The 17,266-nt window shown below is 62.2% G+C and carries 15 protein-coding genes and 2 pseudogenes; 11 read left to right on the top strand and 6 right to left on the bottom strand.

The genetic code is table 11. The annotated features are described in order from the left end of the window. Positions 1–5: 5 nt before the first annotated feature. Positions 6–326 (bottom strand): hypothetical protein, encoded by a 321-nt coding sequence (locus tag NKI47_RS27880; RefSeq protein ID WP_352570089.1) that lies wholly within the window; start codon positions 324–326, stop codon positions 6–8. 130 nt (positions 327–456) lie between these two features. Here NKI47_RS27880 and NKI47_RS27875 point away from each other — a divergent pair, with 130 nt between their 5' ends. Then, positions 457–1,125 carry a class I SAM-dependent methyltransferase gene (locus NKI47_RS27875; protein ID WP_352470917.1) on the top strand — a complete coding sequence of 223 codons (669 nt, stop codon included), beginning with the start codon at positions 457–459 and terminating at the stop codon, positions 1,123–1,125. Positions 1,126–1,338: 213 nt separating this feature from the next. Here NKI47_RS27875 and NKI47_RS27870 read toward each other — a convergent pair whose 3' ends face one another. The 4 genes and pseudogenes from NKI47_RS27870 to NKI47_RS27855 all read right to left on the bottom strand — a co-directional run. Further along, complete coding sequence (locus NKI47_RS27870; protein WP_352570090.1) at positions 1,339–2,517, bottom strand: glycosyltransferase family protein; 1,179 nt, start codon at positions 2,515–2,517, stop codon at positions 1,339–1,341. Then, on the bottom strand, positions 2,514–3,758 hold the full coding sequence (locus tag NKI47_RS27865) for a glycosyltransferase (protein ID WP_352570091.1): 1,245 nt from the start codon (positions 3,756–3,758) through the stop codon (positions 2,514–2,516). The genes NKI47_RS27870 and NKI47_RS27865 overlap by 4 nt, the downstream gene beginning before the upstream one ends. A 1-nt stretch (position 3,759) precedes the next feature. Continuing rightward, positions 3,760–4,974: a glycosyltransferase family protein gene (locus NKI47_RS27860; protein WP_352450264.1), complete on the bottom strand. Its 1,215-nt coding sequence runs from the start codon at positions 4,972–4,974 to the stop codon at positions 3,760–3,762. A 489-nt stretch (positions 4,975–5,463) separates the two neighbouring features. Continuing rightward, positions 5,464–5,771: pseudogene (locus tag NKI47_RS27855) on the bottom strand (ferritin-like domain-containing protein); the annotation flags it as partial. A 401-nt stretch (positions 5,772–6,172) separates the two neighbouring features. On the opposite strand from NKI47_RS27855, the gene NKI47_RS27850 reads away from it, so the two are divergent. The 4 genes and pseudogenes from NKI47_RS27850 to NKI47_RS27835 all read left to right on the top strand — a co-directional run bounded on the left by NKI47_RS27850 (position 6,173) and on the right by NKI47_RS27835 (position 7,934). Further along, a complete protein-coding gene (locus NKI47_RS27850; protein ID WP_023675950.1) occupies positions 6,173–6,511 on the top strand; it encodes a hypothetical protein in 339 nt (112 codons plus the stop codon). A 188-nt stretch (positions 6,512–6,699) separates the two neighbouring features. After that, a complete protein-coding gene (locus NKI47_RS27845; protein ID WP_352594337.1) occupies positions 6,700–7,098 on the top strand; it encodes an aminopeptidase P family N-terminal domain-containing protein in 399 nt (132 codons plus the stop codon). Then, positions 7,095–7,190, top strand: a pseudogene (locus NKI47_RS27840) (hypothetical protein); the annotation flags it as partial. The gene NKI47_RS27845 and the pseudogene NKI47_RS27840, both read left to right, overlap by 4 nt. A gap of 3 nt (positions 7,191–7,193) precedes the next feature. Then, a complete protein-coding gene (locus NKI47_RS27835) occupies positions 7,194–7,934 on the top strand; it encodes a M24 family metallopeptidase (RefSeq protein WP_352594336.1) in 741 nt (246 codons plus the stop codon). Between the two features lie 9 nt (positions 7,935–7,943). Here NKI47_RS27835 and NKI47_RS27830 read toward each other — a convergent pair whose 3' ends face one another. Beyond that, complete coding sequence (locus tag NKI47_RS27830; RefSeq protein ID WP_352570094.1) at positions 7,944–8,816, bottom strand: helix-turn-helix domain-containing protein; 873 nt, start codon at positions 8,814–8,816, stop codon at positions 7,944–7,946. A 106-nt stretch (positions 8,817–8,922) separates the two neighbouring features. Here NKI47_RS27830 and NKI47_RS27825 point away from each other — a divergent pair, with 106 nt between their 5' ends. The 6 genes from NKI47_RS27825 (at position 8,923) to NKI47_RS27800 (ending at position 17,237) form a co-directional block, all read left to right on the top strand. After that, positions 8,923–10,194: an extracellular solute-binding protein gene (locus NKI47_RS27825; RefSeq protein WP_023675947.1), complete on the top strand. Its 1,272-nt coding sequence runs from the start codon at positions 8,923–8,925 to the stop codon at positions 10,192–10,194. Between the two features lie 205 nt (positions 10,195–10,399). Further along, a complete protein-coding gene (locus NKI47_RS27820) occupies positions 10,400–11,260 on the top strand; it encodes a carbohydrate ABC transporter permease (protein ID WP_254817930.1) in 861 nt (286 codons plus the stop codon). Next, positions 11,257–12,123, top strand: a complete 867-nt coding sequence (locus NKI47_RS27815) for a carbohydrate ABC transporter permease (protein WP_023720571.1) — start codon at positions 11,257–11,259, stop codon at positions 12,121–12,123. The genes NKI47_RS27820 and NKI47_RS27815 overlap by 4 nt, the downstream gene beginning before the upstream one ends. Positions 12,124–12,131: 8 nt before the next feature. Beyond that, on the top strand, positions 12,132–13,229 hold the full coding sequence (locus NKI47_RS27810) for an ABC transporter ATP-binding protein (RefSeq protein ID WP_352479725.1): 1,098 nt from the start codon (positions 12,132–12,134) through the stop codon (positions 13,227–13,229). 56 nt (positions 13,230–13,285) lie between these two features. Then, on the top strand, positions 13,286–15,319 hold the full coding sequence (locus NKI47_RS27805) for an aldo/keto reductase (protein ID WP_352594335.1): 2,034 nt from the start codon (positions 13,286–13,288) through the stop codon (positions 15,317–15,319). Positions 15,320–15,458: 139 nt separating this feature from the next. Further along, a complete protein-coding gene (locus NKI47_RS27800; RefSeq protein WP_352594334.1) occupies positions 15,459–17,237 on the top strand; it encodes an NAD(P)-binding domain-containing protein in 1,779 nt (592 codons plus the stop codon). The last annotated feature ends 29 nt before the right edge of the window (positions 17,238–17,266 follow it).

Below are 17,266 nucleotides of genomic sequence, written 5' to 3'. Positions count from 1 at the left end.
ACCCTTCAGTTGGAAGGATGCAGGATGTAAAAGCACCTGCTGGCGAATGGCGTATCGGCAATTTCTTCATCGCCAACGACAAGTTCGAAGCTGCTGTGCACGGACCTTGTCCTGCGCTCAACGATGCAAGGAACCTGCGAGGCGGCGCGATCCAGTTCCGGCGCATGGTCGATGGCAACGACATGGGCATTGTTGATCGGCGAAGAAAGCAGCTGGCCAAACGGTCCGCGGCTTTCGTAGGGCTTTGGCGAACAGCCGAGCAGCACGAGGCCGCAGCTGCGCGGCTGGTGCTGGCGGATGGACGCCGATGATCCGGACAGATGCAACAGGCTCTCTCCGGCACCGGGCAATAGCCAAGCGGCTTGCAGCATGATCACGTCCGCGGAATCAAACAGTCTTGCGGAAGGCAAGATTGCGTTGTGTCGCCCAAAATCCCAACATACAAGACGAATTATGATGGATGTCACGCAACCACGCAATGCCATGGACTGGCACGAGCAAGCCTTGGACCTCACGCGGGGAATTGCTGCTTATGTCAACTGCCCTCTCGTGGCAGGGCTGGCGCGCGTCGTCGCCAAGCATCCGAAGGCCGATATCGCCAACGCCTTCAACCACAAGCAGGTCGCCTGCAAGATGTGGGCGCTCGACCGGCTGTTCGAAAGCGGCGGCGGCCGCTTCGGGCGCATATGGGTTCTGGGTGGATGGTACGGCGTATTGCCGGCAATGCTTTTCAACGACGCTCGCTTCGACATCGCGGCGGTCGATAGCATCGACATCGATCCCGAAGTCGCGCCGGTCGCCCGGACCCTCAACCGGGAAGCCGGCGACCGGTTCCGGGCGCTGACGGCAGATATGTACGCACTCGACTATGCGGCCGGGCGGCCCGATCTGATGATCAATACGAGCTGCGAACACATAGCCGATCTGCGCGCCTGGCTTGCTCTGCTTCCGCCGGGCACGAATGTACTGCTGCAATCGAACGATTATTTCAGCGAGCCGACGCACATCAACTGCGTGGCTTCGCTTGCAGCCTTCGAGGAAATGGCGGCGCTACGGGAGGTGCGGTTCTCCGGCGAACTGCCGACAAAAAATTATACGCGCTTCATGCTGATTGGAACTGTTTAATGCATTTCGCCCAAAAGCGCGTAGCGGTTTTGGGACAACGACACGCATAAAAACAGGACTTGAAGCGCGTCGCACGAATCTCACCAGACGCGACGCGCGTTAGAGCATTTGCAGGAAAGTGTGGAAACGGCTTTCCGTCCGGAATTGCGTCAAAACAAAGAGACAGAGCGGTTCTGCGTGGAACGATGAACCGCTCTAGGATCTATCGTCTGTTTAATCATGAACTTTTCCGAAACCGGGCCCCACGTTTAGGGACCATGTTCGATGCCGCTCGCGCAGGATTTGCGCGGAGCGACGCGCGCCTTCCAGATCGAGACGATGCGCGGATGGCGTCGGTTCCACAAGCGCTTGTTCGACCGCTTGCGCCAAACCTTCAGGCGTCAGGTCCTTTTCCATCAGCACCGTTGCAAGACCGAGTTCTTCGAGCATCAGGGCGCGAACCGTCTGTTCGGTTTCCCCGCCGGCTGCAAATGGGACGAGCAGGGAGCGACAGCCCGCGCGCAGGACATCGCAGACCGTGTTGTAACCCGCCTGCGAGACTGACAGGCGGGCGCCGGTCAGCAGGCTGGCGAAATCCTCGCGGAATCGGAAGATGGACAGGCCCGGCGTGGCATCGCGTGCGATCGCGTCAAACTCGTCTTTCGGCAGGTTTGGGCCGGTGATCAAACACCATTTCCAAGCGTTGTTGGCATTCCGCGCCGCTGCGATGGTGGATCTGACAAGGCTCTTTCCGGCAGCCCCGCCGCCAACCGACACCAGAACGTCGAAGCGCTCGGAGGCCGCGGGCGATGGCGGCGCCGCAACGAGCCCCGTGTAGGTGACCTCGGCCCTGATCGCCCCAGCCAGTGGAAATGTCTTGTCGATGGTTGCGAAAGCCGGATCGCCGTGGACCATAACAAGATCGAAATGCCTGTTGATGAGATCGACCGTTTCCTCGTTTCGGCCCAGCTTGACGCGCTCCTGGAGGATATCACGGACGGACGTCGCCAGCAGCGGTCTGGGCGACGTCGCGTCGATGGCCTCGATCAGCGGCAAGAGTTCGAAACGCATCTGTCGGCGTCCAAATGGAAACGCCTCGACAATGACGATATCAGGCCTGCAATCCCGGAATGCCTGCAGCAGCATCTCTGAACGCCATTTCTTGAAATCATCGTCGATCGGGTTGCCTTGCAGGTCGACAAGTCCCGAAAATCCTTCATCACCGGAGGTGACAGGTGGCAGGGTTACAGATTGTACACCCAGTCCCGGAAACCCAGCGATCGGCGCTCCGCCGGTCACGACGGTAACGTCAAACCCGTCATCGACCAGAGCCGCCGCAATGCGGCTGGCGCGCGCGAGATGGCCGATGCCGAGCAGGTGCTGGACATAGAAGAAAGCGCGCAGCCGCTTCATTCGGCGGCCCGCCACTCCCGCTCGAACAGTTCCTTGAGCTGTCCAATGCTTGCCATATGATCGAAATTGCCGCGCACGCGCCGCTCTGCGGCGTCGCCGAGGCGGTCGCGGAGCACGGGATCACGGATCAGGCGCTCCAGCGCCTGTGCCAGGGCAATCGGGTTTTCCGTCGGAACCAGCAACCCGGTTTCATCCGGCGATAAAAGCTCCGGCACGCCGGAAATATCGGTCGACACGCAGGCAAGCCGCTGGCTAGCCGCCTCCACCAGAACGTTCGGCAGACCGTCGCGGTCGCCATTTGCGGTGATCCTGCAGGCCAGCGCGAAGATGTCGGCGCGGCGGTAGTGCTCAAGCACCTCCTCCTGCGCAAGCGCGCCTTTCCAAGAGACGCGACCATCCAGGCCGAGCTTTTGCGCCAGCGACTTGAACCGTTCCAGTTCTTCGCCGCCGCCGATATGCTCGAAACGCCACGCCAAATCGCCGGGCAACAGGGCAAGGGCTTCCAGCAACGTATCGTAACCTTTCTTTTCAACGGCGCGCCCGACACTCAGAACGACAACCGGTTCGTCCGGAGCCGAGCCGTCATGCTGCTTTCGCGCCTCGCCGAAACTGCCGAAGCGATCAAGGTCGAGCCCATGATAGCTCAGATGCACAGACGAGTTGCCGTTAGCGAGTTTTTTCAGACGGTCGAAGCCGGTTTTCGTGCAAGTGACCGTCCAGCGCGCCGAGGAAAGCTTGCCGGCCAGATCCCAGTCGGCCGAAGTCCAGATGTCCTTGGCATGGGCCGAGCAGGTCCAGGGCAGGCCACGAAGCTGGCTGGCATAGCGCGTCACCGATGCAGGCGTGTGCGCGAAATGTGCATGCAGCCAGCCCGCGTTTTCCGGCCATTCGGCCGACAACACGAGCGCTTGCCCGAAGCGGCGCGCGCGATTGCGCGTAAAGTCGCGGGGCATATCGGCAGCCAGCGATCCGAGCGCGCGCCAGAAGCCCGGACGCAGCAGAGAGGCAAACAGCGAGCGAAGCACGCGCAGCGGCTCTTCATGCAGATATTCCGGCAGATAATGGACGGGCGCTTTGATCTCGTCATGCACGGGGTGGCGTTTTTCGTCGGTCGGCCGCCTGAGCGCGACGAGTATCAGGTCGAACCCCGCACGCTCAAGACCGAGCAGTTCCTGCGCGATGAAGGTTTCGGACAGCCGCGGGTAACCCTTCAGAACCACGACGATCTTGCGATGTTGCAACTCAGGTCATTCCTTCAATGACCGAAAGGTGATGGCCGGCCCGCCGGTCGAGCAGTTCCGCGACGATTTCGGAAATATGAGGCAGCCCTTCCAGCGTCAGATGCGGATTGCTCTGCGATGGGCGGGGCCGGTCCGGCAGCACCTTCAGTGCATCAGCAAACCGCCGGGAATCCTCGGCTTCTTCAGGCAAAAGCATCTCGATGAGGCCGAGTTCGGCTGCGCGCCGTGCGCGGATCAGTTGTTCCCGGCGGGGCTCGACGCGCGGCACGATCAGCGCCGGCTTGTCGAAAGACAGTATCTCGCAATAGGTGTTGTAGCCGCCCATCGCCACTACCGCCTTGGCGCCGGCAATCAGGTCTTCCATACGGTTGTCGAACTCGATGATCTTGATGTAGGGGATCTTGGACCCCTTCTTGAGCAGCTTGTTGCGCTTGCGCGCCGGCATGTAAGGCCCAAGCACGATCAGGGCTCTATGCTGCAATTGCGGATCCTGCTGATAGGCATCGATGACGTCGTGGATCAGATCGGCGCCGTCACCGCCGCCACCGGTAGTAACGAGGATATAGTCGCCCTCGGGTCGGTGGCCGGGCAACTCGTTCCGCTGCAGGCTCCGTTGCAGGAAACCGACGAACCTCATCTTTGCCCTGACAGCCGGGGGCACATCCAAGCCCGTCAGCGGATCGTAGAAATCCGGCGGACCATAGGCCCAGACCTTGTCGTAAAAGACGCCTATCTTGCGCATCACGTCTCTGCGTGCCCACTCTGCTTCGAGCAGATGCGGCGCATCCATCACCTCGCGCAGGCCAAGCACCAGCGTGGTGCCCCGCGTCTTGAGGTAGGACAGCGTGTCCTCAATCTCACCGCGCAGGCCGAGCGGTTCCTTGTCGACGATGAAGATATCCGGCCGGAAGGTCTCAGCTGTATGGCGGATGATCGACTGGCGCATCCTTAGCGTCTCATGCAGATCGATGTCCTTTTCCAGCGAGGTGTATTCGCCGTTGCGCAGCTTGATGACGCTGGGGATCTTCACGAAGTCGACACGGGCGCGGTAGTCGAAGGCGCCAGCGATAGTCGCACCCGAAATGATAAGCACCTGAAGTCCGCGGAAATCCTCGACCAGCGAATGCGCGATAGTCCGGCAGCGCTGCAAATGGCCGAGCCCGAACGTGTCGTGGCTGTACATGAGAATTCGAGCGTTTTCTGCGTGCTGGGTCATTGTTGAACGTCTCTTAGAATTCTCGCCTTGAGGACCGTGAGCGACCCGCAGGATTCGAAATCATCCTCGCGGGTCTACCGACCTGTTCTGAAACATGAGGGCGCAATTTTCAATTCGTATTACAAAGAGGGTCCATATGCTGAAACCAGGAAGCTACGTCTGCTCAGCGGCCTGCTTGCCACGTGGTCCAGAAGAACCTGCATCATTTCACTGGTATTGACCATCTCGGATTCTCGGCGGCCTTGACCGCTACGATCAACGTGGAGACTCCAGAATAGAATAGGTATGGGCTGGGTACTTCACTTCGAGCGTCTAAGCCAAGCCCCTAAACCATGATGTGCCTTGGCGGTGGGAAGCCGGAGCGTTGACGGAGTAGGGGACACGTTCGAACCGCCTATATCTTGACTTCTCAGACCAGAATCTAGGGGTCAGGAGTTCGACCCTTTTCGGGCGAGCCAATTGAACTCACTAGCTTTTTGGACGCCATGGGCGCATGAACTCGCCGATTGCAGGCGTGTCAAAGCTGACCTGTTTGCCGCCGACGACAGCGCCGGCCTTCGGGCCAGCATCCGAGTCTTCGATCCCTTTTCCGGTTGTACCGCGCAGGTAATATTCGGCTTCCATATATATTCGAGATTGAGGGCGAACCGGAAAAAAATGTCTTCGTCTTTGACCTCATCCTGCGCATAGGCCCGGGAAACCGGGGCAAGGCCGGTGGCCGAAGCGAGCGTTGCTCCCAGGCCAAACTGCAACGCGCGGCGGCGCGAAACACGAAATGCAGGCGTGACGCGGATCATGGCTTCCTCCCAAAAGCCCGCCGGCATCAAACATTTTGGCACCTCAAAAGCGCGCCTGCGCTCCCAACTTCACGAAATGTGGAATGTTCCTCAATCACCTTGAATGATCTCACCGATGGCCGAGCAGCTAGGTTTCCTCGACCCTAGCCTGATGTCAGCCGACGCACACTGCGCTGTAGCGGCGCCGGATCTGCCGGCAGCAAAAATCCCGCCGCTGCGGTCGTCCGAAGTACGCTGTCGATAAAATTCAGGACTTTTGCGTATCGATTTCGGACCAAGGTCCGTCTTGTAGAATACTGTATTTGAACAAAGCTAGGTAACAGCCGACTTTCGGATTCGAAAGTCCTGACGTTTTTCATCTGAAACCCATCCTGGCGGGAGGGCGACTCGAAGGAGGAACTATGAAAACGCGCACCTGTCTATTCGCGACTGTAGCCGCTCTCACCCTTGTCGCATCTCCGGTACTCGCTGCTCCCGGGGGCAATGGCAATGGCAACGGCAATGGCGGCAGCAACGGTAACGGCGGAAACTCGGCTGGGGCCGGCTCGCAGGGACACGGAGCCGCCACTTCCGCCGCGGCCAAGGACAAGTCGACGACCGGCGTTGCTCATGCAATGGCGGTCGTTGCCACGACACCGGCCTCACCGCAGGCTACGCTGGCCTTGCAGGCAGCGCTGGATAGGAAGGCCGCGAAAGACGCGGCAGACACTGCCGACGACACTTCCGACGAAACCGAGTAAGCATTCGAAACAGACCACTCGTCGCGTTGAAAGCCGTGGTTCGCCGCGGCTTTTTTCGTTTCCCGACGACGAACTCTCAAGGTGAACAGCGCTTCCAGAAAAAAGCTGCTCCACGGCGGCACTGAAGCTACGCTAAGGCCAAACGCCGCCGCATCGGCGTCGGATTCGAGTGCATTCGAGGAGATCCCATGACCGGCTTTGTCGACCGCGAGCGCGCAACTGACCTGATGCAGCGCGCCGGCATCGAGGCGCTGGTGCTTTGCGAGCCCGAGGCGTTCCAATATGCCACCGGTGCCTGGATCGGCCCGGCCGGCCTGTTCCGGCGGGCCGGCGCCGGTTTCGTCGTTATTCCCAAGCGAGGCGACCTGCCGATCGGCGTCGTGGTGGCGGATTTCCAGGCTGCCCGGCTCCGGGCGGCGATGGCCGGCGCCGTGCTGCGCACGCATGCGATCTGGATCGAATCGGCGTCGCTCGAGCCGGCGACGGCTGACCGGCCTGTTGCGCAGCGCATCGAGGCCGGCCTGGTTGGCCGCGCTCCCGGTTTTTCACGTCCGGCGACCTTTGAGCCCGCTCCGTCCGCGAGCTGAAAACGATCTTTACAGAATTCGGGCGGGAGCGTGCGACGCTCGGCATCGAGCTGGATTTCGTCTCGGCCAGCGATTTTTCCGCGCTGCAGGCGATGTTGCCGGGCACTGCCCTGGTCAACGGCTCACCGGTTCTCGACAGGCTGCGGGCAATCAAATCGCAGAGCGAGATCGACCTTCTGCAGCAGGGCATCGCCCTGTCGGAAGCCGGCCTGTCGCGGCTGCAGCAGCATGCGACGACCGGCATGCGTCAGTCTGAGCTGGTCGCGCTTTACCGGCAAGGCGTCGCGGATGCAGCCGCCGGGTCGTCGCAGCAAATCTCGACGGCGGAATACGTCACGCTGGGCGCTCGCCCAAAAGGCGCCGACGCCGTCGCCGCCGCCGGCGATCCGCTGAAGGCCGACATGGTGTGCAGCGTGAACGGCTATGCCTCGGATATGTCGCGGAATTTCACCTTCGGGCCGCCGTCGCCCGAACAGGCCGAATTGCATGCGATAGCCGAACGCGCCTTCGCCGACGGGCTTGTCGCGCTTATGCCCGGAAAGCCGTTAGCCGCCGTGCATCGCGCCGCCAGCGAAAGCCTGGCGCGCCAGGGCCTGCGTTCCTATCGCCGCGGCCATTTCGGCCACGGCGTCGGCAATTCCGTGTTTTCCGAGCAATGGCCGTTCATCTCGGCCGACAGCACTGTCGTGATCGAGGCCGGCATGGTGCTGGCATTCGAGATCCCGCTCTACATCGACGGTCTCGCCAGCTTCAATCTCGAGGACCAGTTCCTGATCACCGCCAACGGGCCGTCGCCGATGAACCGCCTGCCGAGGCGCCTGGATATTATCGCTTGAATCCAGCCGTTATCTGGCGCCGGCCACGCCCCTGCGGAAATCCGACGGCGACATGCCGGAAAGCTTGCGGAACGACTTGTTGAAGGCACTGAGCGAGCCGAAGCCCGATTCCATGGCGACGCGCAGCACATTGGCATCCTGATGCATCAGCAGCGCCTGCGCGTAGCTGAGGCGCAGCAAATTCACATATTCATTGAGCGTCATGCCGGTCGATTTCTTGAAGATGCTCATGGCGTATTTGGGATGGATATCGGCCGCCGCGGCGATATCGACGCAATCGATCTCGTAGAGGAAATTCTCGGCGATGAAGTCGCACATGCGCCCGACATTGCGCAGCGATTGCTGATCGAAGGGACTGCCTATCTCCTGTTCGACCGGGGTTTCGGGCACCAGCCGGTAAGGCTCGAAGCGCACCCGCTCCAGCCGCAGCAAAAGCTCGTTGACGGCATGCTCGGCCTTGACCGGGTCGCCGGAGCGGGCATAGCGGTTCCAGCGCTCGAAATTGTGGTCGTCCGACCGGTCGGTGGCGTCGGTCACCAGCGTCGCCCCGGTCATCAGTCTGTTGCGGACCTCGACGGGCAAATGGAGCCGGAAGAAATGCACCAGCGGCAAATGCGCGCCGGCATAGATGGCATCGTCGGAGGCTTCGTCCATCTGGTGCGGCAGGCCGCCCCAGAACAGACACATGTCGCCAGCAGAGAGCGAAAGCTCGTGCCCGTCCATACGGTAATGCACGGCGCCGCGCACGATGAAATTCACCTCGACCTGGGCGTGCCAATGCGGCTTGAGCATCACCAGGGGCTGGGTGTGGAACATCTGCAGCAGCAGCGGCAGGCCCTCCACGCTGCTGGCGCCAGGCTGGTAAAACGGCCTTTCCGGCATCTTACTTTCCGCTCATTTCTTATTCCCTTTGTCGCGGACAAGGCTTTCCCGAGGCCTAGTCTAGCCACGCTCGCAAACAGAGAGCAACTGAAATGGGAGGATTTCAATGCGCATAAAATTGACCTGCGCCGCGCTCGCGCTTGCCTTGGGCTCCAGCCCGGCCTTTGCGCAGTCCGGTGAAATCACGATCTGGAGCTGGAATATCGCCGCTTCGTCGCTGAAGGCCACCATAGCGGGCTTCAACAAGCAGTATCCCGACATCAAGGTGACGGTCGAGGACCTTGGCAACCAGCCGACCTACGACAAATCGATCGCCGGCTGTGCCGCCGGCGGCGAGGGGCTGCCTGACATCGTTACGATCGAGAACGGCGAAGCCGAAAACTACTGGAGCCAGTTCCCGGATTGCTTCGTCGACCTGCATACGCTCGGCTACACCGCGGAAGACCAGGCAAAATTCCCCGACTTCAAGCGTACCGAGCTCGAGGTTGACGACAAGGCCTATGCGATGCCCTGGGATTCCGGTCCAGTGGCGATGTTCTACCGCCGCGACTTCTACGAGAAGGCTGGCGTCGATCCGTCCTCGATCAAGACCTGGGACGATTTCATCGCCGCCGCCAAGAAAATCCAGGCCGCCAATCCCGGCGTCACGATGACCAACGCCGATTTCAACGGCGATTCCGAATTCTTCCGCATGATCTCCAACGAGCAGGGTTGCGCCTACTTCTCCGCCGACGGGCAATCGATCACGGTCAACCAGCCCAAATGCGTCGATGCCATGACCAAGATCAAGGAGATGAAGGACGCCGGCATCATTTCCTCTGCCGACTGGAGCACCAAGATCACCAACAACACCGCCGGCAAGGTCGCCACGCAGATGTATGGCGGCTGGTATGAAGGCACCGTGCGCACCGAATCGCCCGATGGGGCAGGCAAATGGGGCGTCTATCTGATGCCGAGCCTGACCGCCGACGGTCCGCGCGCCGCCAATCTCGGCGGCTCCTCGCTCGCCATCACCTCGGTGTCGAAGAACAAGGAAGCCGCCTACGCCTATCTGAAATACACGCTTGCGACGAATGAGGGCCAGATCACCATGCTGAAAGGCTTCGGCCTGGTGCCGTCGCTGATCTCGGCGCTCAACGACCCTTATGTCTCCGAAGGCCTGCCCTATTGGGGTGGCCAAGCCGTGTGGAAGGACATCCTCGGCACCTTGCCCAAGGTCGTCCCCAGCCGCGGCACGCCGTTCCAGAGCGACGCCGAAATCATCATCCGCGCGGTGCAGACCAAATATCTGGCCGGCGGCTATCCCGACGCCAAGGCAGCGCTCGACGATGCCGCAAGCCAGATCGCCGCGGCGACCGGCCTGCCGGTCAAGTCGTGATCTAGACGAGGCGGCTCCGAGCGCGCGGCTCCCCTTCTGCCCTTGTGGGAGAAGGTATCGCCGAAGGCGACGGATGAGGGGTGCTCCAGCTTGGCGCCGGCGGCACTCCGGCCATCACCCCTCAACCGTCTCGGCGCTACGCGCCGATCCACCTTCTCCCACAAGGGGAGAAGGCAAGAACTTGAAAGCAGAAAGGAGGAAAACGATGCGCTACCAGAACGCCACGGCGTATCGCTTCCTCGCGCCGTATCTGCTGATTTTTTCGATCTTCTGGCTGTGGCCGATCATCGATTCCTTCCTGATCTCGTTCCAGGCGACGCGCACCGTGCCGTGGCGCTTCGCGCCGACCTTCAACTGGGGCCGGCTGATCGGCGATCCGGCCTTCTTCAATGCCTTGAAGAACACATTGCTGATCCTTGTCATCCAGGTGCCGGTGATGATTTCGCTGGCGATTGTGATGGCGGTGCTTTTGAATTCGCCACTGCTCAAGGCCCGTGGCCTGTTCCGCTTTGCCTTCTTCGCGCCGGTCGTGGTCGGCGAGGTCGCCTATTCGGCGGTTTTCCGGCTGATGTTCAATCTCGACTACGGCATCATCAACAAATTGCTGAACAGCATCGGCCTGCCCAGTGTCGACTGGTTTACCAACGTCACCCCGGCGATGGCGGTGATCATGATGGCGGTGACGTGGCGCTGGGCCGGCTACAACGCCATCATCCTGCTCGCCGGCCTGCAGTCGATTCCCGAGGATGTCTACGAGGCGGCGACCCTGGACCGGGTCAGCAAGGTCAAACAGTTCTTCTACATCACGCTGCCGCTGCTCAAGCCGATCATCGTGTTCTGCGCCGTGCTGTCGATCATCGGCACCATGCAGCTGTTCACCGAGCCCTTCCTGATCACCGAGCGCGGCGGGCCGGGCGGCGGCACCGAAACGCTCGGGCTGCTGCTTTACCGCCAGGGCTTCCGGTCGCTCAATTTCGGCTACGCTTCGGCCGTCGCCTACACCATGGCCGGGCTGGCGATTGCCATTTCGCTGGTGCAGATATGGCTGACGAGGGAACCGAAATGACCTCGCGCTCCCCAATCAGCCATTCCCGGGTCAGCCGTTCCCAGGCCAGATTGGGACGCAGCATCGCGCTGCATCTGTTCCTGACGCCGCTGGCGCTGGTCTGGCTGTTTCCGCTGTGGATGATGGTGGTTTTTTCGACGATGCCCGACAACGGCATCTTCAGCCCCGACATCGAGCTTTTGCCGCATGGCAATTTCCTCGACAATGTCAGCAATCTGCAGCGCGGCACCAATTTCATCGGCGCCATCGGCATCTCCGTCTCGGTGGCGGTGACCTATACCTTCCTGTCGGTGATGCTGACCTCGATGGCCGGCTGGGCGCTGGCGCGTTACAACTTCTTCGGCAAGGGCATGGTCGTCGCCATCATCTTCGGCACCATCACGCTGCCCTATGCGGTCGTGCTGATCCCGCAATTCATCATGGTGGCGCGCGACTTCAAGCTCGCCAACACTTGGGTGGCGCTGATCGTGCCGCCGCTGTTCAATTCGCTGGGCGTGCTCTTCATGCGGCAGAGTTTTTCGATGATGCCGCACGAGCTGTTCGACGCCGCCAAGGTCGAGGGCGTCAAGGAATGGCGGATATTCCTGTTCGTCGCACTGCCTCTGGCGCGGCCGATGCTGGCGGCGCTCGCCATCATCCTCTTCCTTGCCTCCTGGAACAACTATCTCTGGCCGCTGCTGATCAATTCCAAGCCGGGCGCAATGACCGCGCCCGTGGCGCTCGGCACGCTGATCGGTCTCACCAAGGTGTCCTGGGGCGGCATCATGGCGGGCGCGGTGATGCTGACGGCGCCAATGCTCGTCGTGTTCGTGCTTCTGCAGCGCCATTTCGTTGCCGGCATCGCCGCCGGCGCCATCAAGTAAGGATCAGCATGGCGGCAGTCACACTCAAAAACGTCATCAAGCGCTTCGGCGTCTTCGAGATCGTCCACGGCGCCAATATCGACATCGATGACGGCGAATTCGTCGTCTTCGTCGGCCCTTCCGGCTGCGGCAAGTCCACGCTGCTTCGGATGATCGCCGGGCTCGAGGACATCAGCGACGGCGAGATCGCCATTGGCGGCAAGGTGGTGAACGACGTCGAGGCGGCCGATCGCGGCATCGCCATGGTGTTCCAGTCCTACGCGCTCTATCCGCACATGACGGTCGAGCAGAATCTAAGCTTCGGCCTGAGAATGACCGGCAACCCCAAGGCAGATACCGAGCGGCGGGTGAAGCGGGCTTCCGAAATCCTGCGCATCGCCGAGCTGATGAAGCGGCGGCCGCGGCAATTGTCGGGCGGCCAGCGCCAGCGCGTCGCCATCGGCCGCGCCATCGTGCGTGAGCCGCAAGTGTTCCTGTTCGACGAACCGCTCAGCAATCTCGATGCCGAGCTCCGGGTGCAGATGCGCGTCGAGATATCGCGCCTTCATAAGGAACTCGGCGTTACCATGGTCTATGTGACGCACGACCAGACCGAGGCGATGACGCTGGCCGACAGGATCGTCGTGCTCAACGCCGGCAATATCGAGCAGATCGGCGCGCCGCTCGATCTCTACGACGACCCCGCCAACCGCTTCGTTGCCGGCTTCGTCGGCTCGCCGAAAATGAACTTCCTGGCGGCAAAAATGGTCGGGGCCGACAACGGTGCGGCGGTCGTCGAACTGGTCAATCATCGCGGCGCGCGACTGCGCAAGCCGCTTTCCGATGCCTTGCCTGCAATAGGCGGCGATGTTGTGCTTGGCGTGCGGCCGGAGCATTTCTTCGACGCCGGCCAGGGCGATTGCGATCTTACCCTCAAGGCCGACGTCGCCGAGCACTTGGGATCGGTGAGCTATGTCTATGCCAATTCCGGTACCGGGGGCGGACGCGAGGAACTGATCATCGAGCGCGAGGCCTCGCGGCATCGCGCGAACGGCGACGACCTGGTGGTGTCGATCAAAGCCGACCGCTCGCTTCTCTTCGACGCCACCGGCGCACGCATTCGCTAACCCATCTTTCTTTTGTCCGATCGCGATTGCTCGCGGCCACCCCACGGAGATTTGACATGACGTCCAAACCAGAAAAAGTTCGCTGGGGCATTCTCGGGCCCGGCAACATCGCCAAGGCTTTTGCCGGGGGCGTCGCCCATTCGCGCACCGGCACATTGGTCGCCTTAGGGGCGCGCAATCCCGGCAAGGCGGGGCTCACCGAGGCTTTCCCCGGCGCTCGCATCCTGGACGGCAACGAGGCTTTGGTTGGCGATCCGGATGTCGACGCGATCTATATTTCGACGCCGCATCCGAGCCATGCCGAATGGGCGATAAAGGCGGCCGAGGCCGGAAAGCACGTGCTTTGCGAAAAGCCGCTTGGCCTGACCGCATTCGAAGCCGACGCCATGATCCATGCCGCGCGCAAGGCCGGCACCTTTCTCGGCGAAGCCTTCATGTACCGGCTGCATCCGCAGACGGCCAGGCTGGTCGAGCTGATCAGGGCCGGCGCGATCGGCGACATCAAGATGATCAAATCCAGCTTCGGCTTCGCCATGCCGGGCTTCATGCCGGAGCACCGTCTCTACGCCAAGGATCTCGCCGGCGGCGGCATTCTCGATGTCGGCGGCTATCCCGTCTCGATGGCGCGGCTGATTGCCGGCGCCGCGGCGGGAAAGCCCTTCGCCGAGCCGGACAAAGTCGTCGGCGCTGCGCATCTCGGCCAATCCGGCGTCGACGAATGGGCGTCGGCGCTGTTGCATTTTCCGGGCGGCATCGTCGCGGAAGTGTCCTGCAGCATCTCGCTCGCTCAGGACAATGTCTTGCGTATTCTCGGCAGCAAAGGCCGCATCGAGGTGGCGGATTTCTGGTATGCCGGCGGCCAGCAAGGCGGCACCGGCGAAATCCGCATCATCCGTCCGGGTGACACCGAGGTGGTCGAGGTCACGGAGGACGGCTGGCTGTACGCATTTGAGGTCGACGCCGCCGGCGAGGCCATTCTCGGCGGAAAGCAGGAGTTCGCCTGGCCCGGTATGGGCTGGGCCGACAGTCTCGGCAATCTGCGCGTGCTCGACAAATGGCGGGCCGCAATCGGGCTCGAATACGACATCGAGAAACCGGCAAAGCGCGTCAACACGATCTCCGGACGGAAGCTGCGCTCCGGCGGAACCGCCATCCCCAAGCGCAGCATTCCGGGCCTGCCGCGGCCGGCCTCGTGCCTGGCGCTCGGCTTCGAGGATTTCCGCACCTTTTCGTCGGGCGCCATTCTGCTCGATGCCTATTTCGAGGCCGGCGGCAATCTGTTCGACACCGCCTTCGTCTACGGTTCCGGCTATACCGAGACGCTGCTCGGCCAGTGGCTGAAGAACCGCGGCGTGCGCGAGCAGTCGGTGGTCATCGGCAAGGGCGCGCACTCGCCGCTCTGCTATCCCGACGTCATCGGCAAGCAGCTCACCCAGTCGCTCGAACGGCTGCAGACCGACCATATCGACGTCTATTTCATGCACCGCGACAATCCGGACGTGCCGGTCGACGAGTTCGTCGATGCGATGGATCGCGAGGTCAAGGCCGGCCGCATTCGCGGTCCGTTCGGCGGCTCGAACTGGACGATGGAACGCATGGACAAGGCGATTGCCTATGCCGAGCGCACCGGCAAGCAGAAGCCCGGCGCGCTTTCCAACAATTTCTCGCTGGCCGAAATGCTGGAGCCGATCTGGGCAGGCTGCGTCACCTCCTCCAGCGACGAATGGAAGGCCTGGCTCGCCGCCCGGCAGATGCCGAATTTCGCCTGGTCGAGCCAGGGCCGCGGCTTCTTCACCGACCGCGCCGGCCGCGACCGGCGCGACAATGAGGAGCTGGTCCGGGTCTGGTATTCGGAGAGGAATTTCGGCCGTCGCGACCGCGCCATCGAGCTCGCCAAACGGCTGGGCAAAAGCCCGATCCACGTCGCGCTCGCCTATGTCCTGGCGCAGCCGTTTCCGTCCATCCCGCTGATCGGGCCGCGCACGCTCGACGAATTGGAAGACAGCCTCCAGGCGCTCGACATTTCACTTTCGCCGGACGATCTTGCATGGCTGGATAGCGGTTCGGATCAGGCCCGCGCGCGGGCCTGACGGCAGCGGCAGTCGCTTCGGCCTACGCTGCGCCCTTAGCTTCCGGACTGTTTGCGCTGCCCTCACCCTCTCCCGCAAAGAACCGGGAAAGGGTAAGAATGAGGGCAGCGCAAAGGTCACTGGAAGTTAGGGAAGACAGATGCTCGACATCGCACCGACGAAACAGGCGGCCACCTGGCTCGATTCCTTTGCCCGGGCGCTCGAGGCCGGCGACGTCGAGGCCGCAACCAATTTGTTCGTCGAGGACTGCTACTGGCGCGATCTCTTGACCTTCACCTGGAACATCAAGACGATGGAGGGCCGCGCCGCGATCCGCGACATGCTGGCGGCGACGCTGGCAACAACCAGGCCTGCCCAGTGGCAGCTCAGCGGCGAAGCGACTTCGGACGAGGGCACGATCGAGGCCTGGTTTTCTTTCGAGACGTCATCGGCGTGGGGTCAAGGCGTCATGCGCCTCAGGGACGGCAAGTGCCGGACGCTGTTTACGGCGATGAGCGATCTCAAGGGGTTGGAGGAGCGCAAGGGCCCGGCGCGGGCGCTGGGCGTCCGCCACAAGGCGGATCCGGAACGCGAGACCTGGCTGGAGGCGAGGCGCCGCGAGGCGCGTGACCTCGGCGTTAGCCAACAGCCCTACTGCCTGGTTATCGGCGGCGGCCAGGGCGGCATCATGCTGGGCGCCCGGCTCCGGCAGCTCGGCGTGCCCACCATCATCATCGAGAAGAATGCACGGCCCGGCGATTCATGGCGCAATCGCTATCGCTCGCTCGTGCTGCACGACCCGGTCTGGTACGACCATCTGCCCTACATCCCGTTTCCCGAGAACTGGCCGGTGTTCACGCCCAAGGACAAGATGGGCGACTGGCTGGAGATGTATACGCGCGTCATGGAGCTCAACTACTGGACCTCCACGACATGCGTCAGCGCGTCCTATGACGACGCCGAAAAGGTCTGGACGGTCGAGCTCGACCGCGCCGGCGAGCGCATCACGCTGAAACCCAGGCACATCGTCTTTGCAACCGGTGCTTATGGCCCGCCCAGGCGCATCGACCTGCCGGGCGCCGAGGTCTTCGACGGCGAAATCCTGCATTCCAGCCAGTATTCCAGCGGCGAGAAATTCCGCGGCAAAAAGGTCGCCGTCATCGGCGCGGCAAGTTCCGGCCATGACGTCAGCGTCGACCTCTGGGAGAGCGGCGCTGAGGTGACCATGGTCCAGCGCTCGCCGACGACGGTGGTCAAGTCGGACACGCTGATGGAGATCGGTTTCGAGATCTTTTCGGAAAAGGCGCTGGCCCGCGGCATCACCACCGAAAAAGCCGACATGATCGTCGCCTCGACGCCGTTCGCGCTGCTGCCGCAAGGCCAGCGGGCGCTTTACGACATCATCAAGGCGCGCGACGCGGCCTTCTACGATCGCTTGCGCGGCGCCGGCTTCGCGATCGATTTCGGCGACGACGAGACCGGGCTCCTGATGAAGGCCTACCGCACCGGCTCGGGCTTCTACATCGATGTCGGCGCTTGCGACCTGATCATCGACGGCGAGATCGGCATCCGCAGTGGCGTCGGGATCAAGTCGCTGACGCAGACAGGCATCCTCTTCGACGACGGCACCGAACTGGCGGCCGACGCAATCATCGCCTGCACCGGCTACCTCTCGATGAACGAAACCGTGGCGGCGATCGTCTCGCGCGAAGTCGCCGACAAGGTCGGCCCGTGCTGGGGGATTGGCTCGGGCGTGAAAGGCGACCCGGGTCCGTGGCAAGGCGAATTGCGCAACATGTGGAAGCCGACGGCACAGGAAGCGCTGTGGTTCCACGGCGGCAATCTGGCGCTGTCGCGCTTCTATTCGAAGTACGTCGCGCTGCAGATCAAGGCGCGCATGGAAGGCATTGCGACGCCGGTTTATGGGGCGCCGCGGTGAAGCTGTGATCTCCCCCCTTGAGGGGGGAG

It is taken from the genome of Mesorhizobium sp. M0633 (assembly GCF_040320645.1).
In the GTDB taxonomy this organism is placed as follows: domain Bacteria; phylum Pseudomonadota; class Alphaproteobacteria; order Rhizobiales; family Rhizobiaceae; genus Mesorhizobium.
This window is presented reverse-complemented; position numbering and strand designations above follow the sequence as displayed.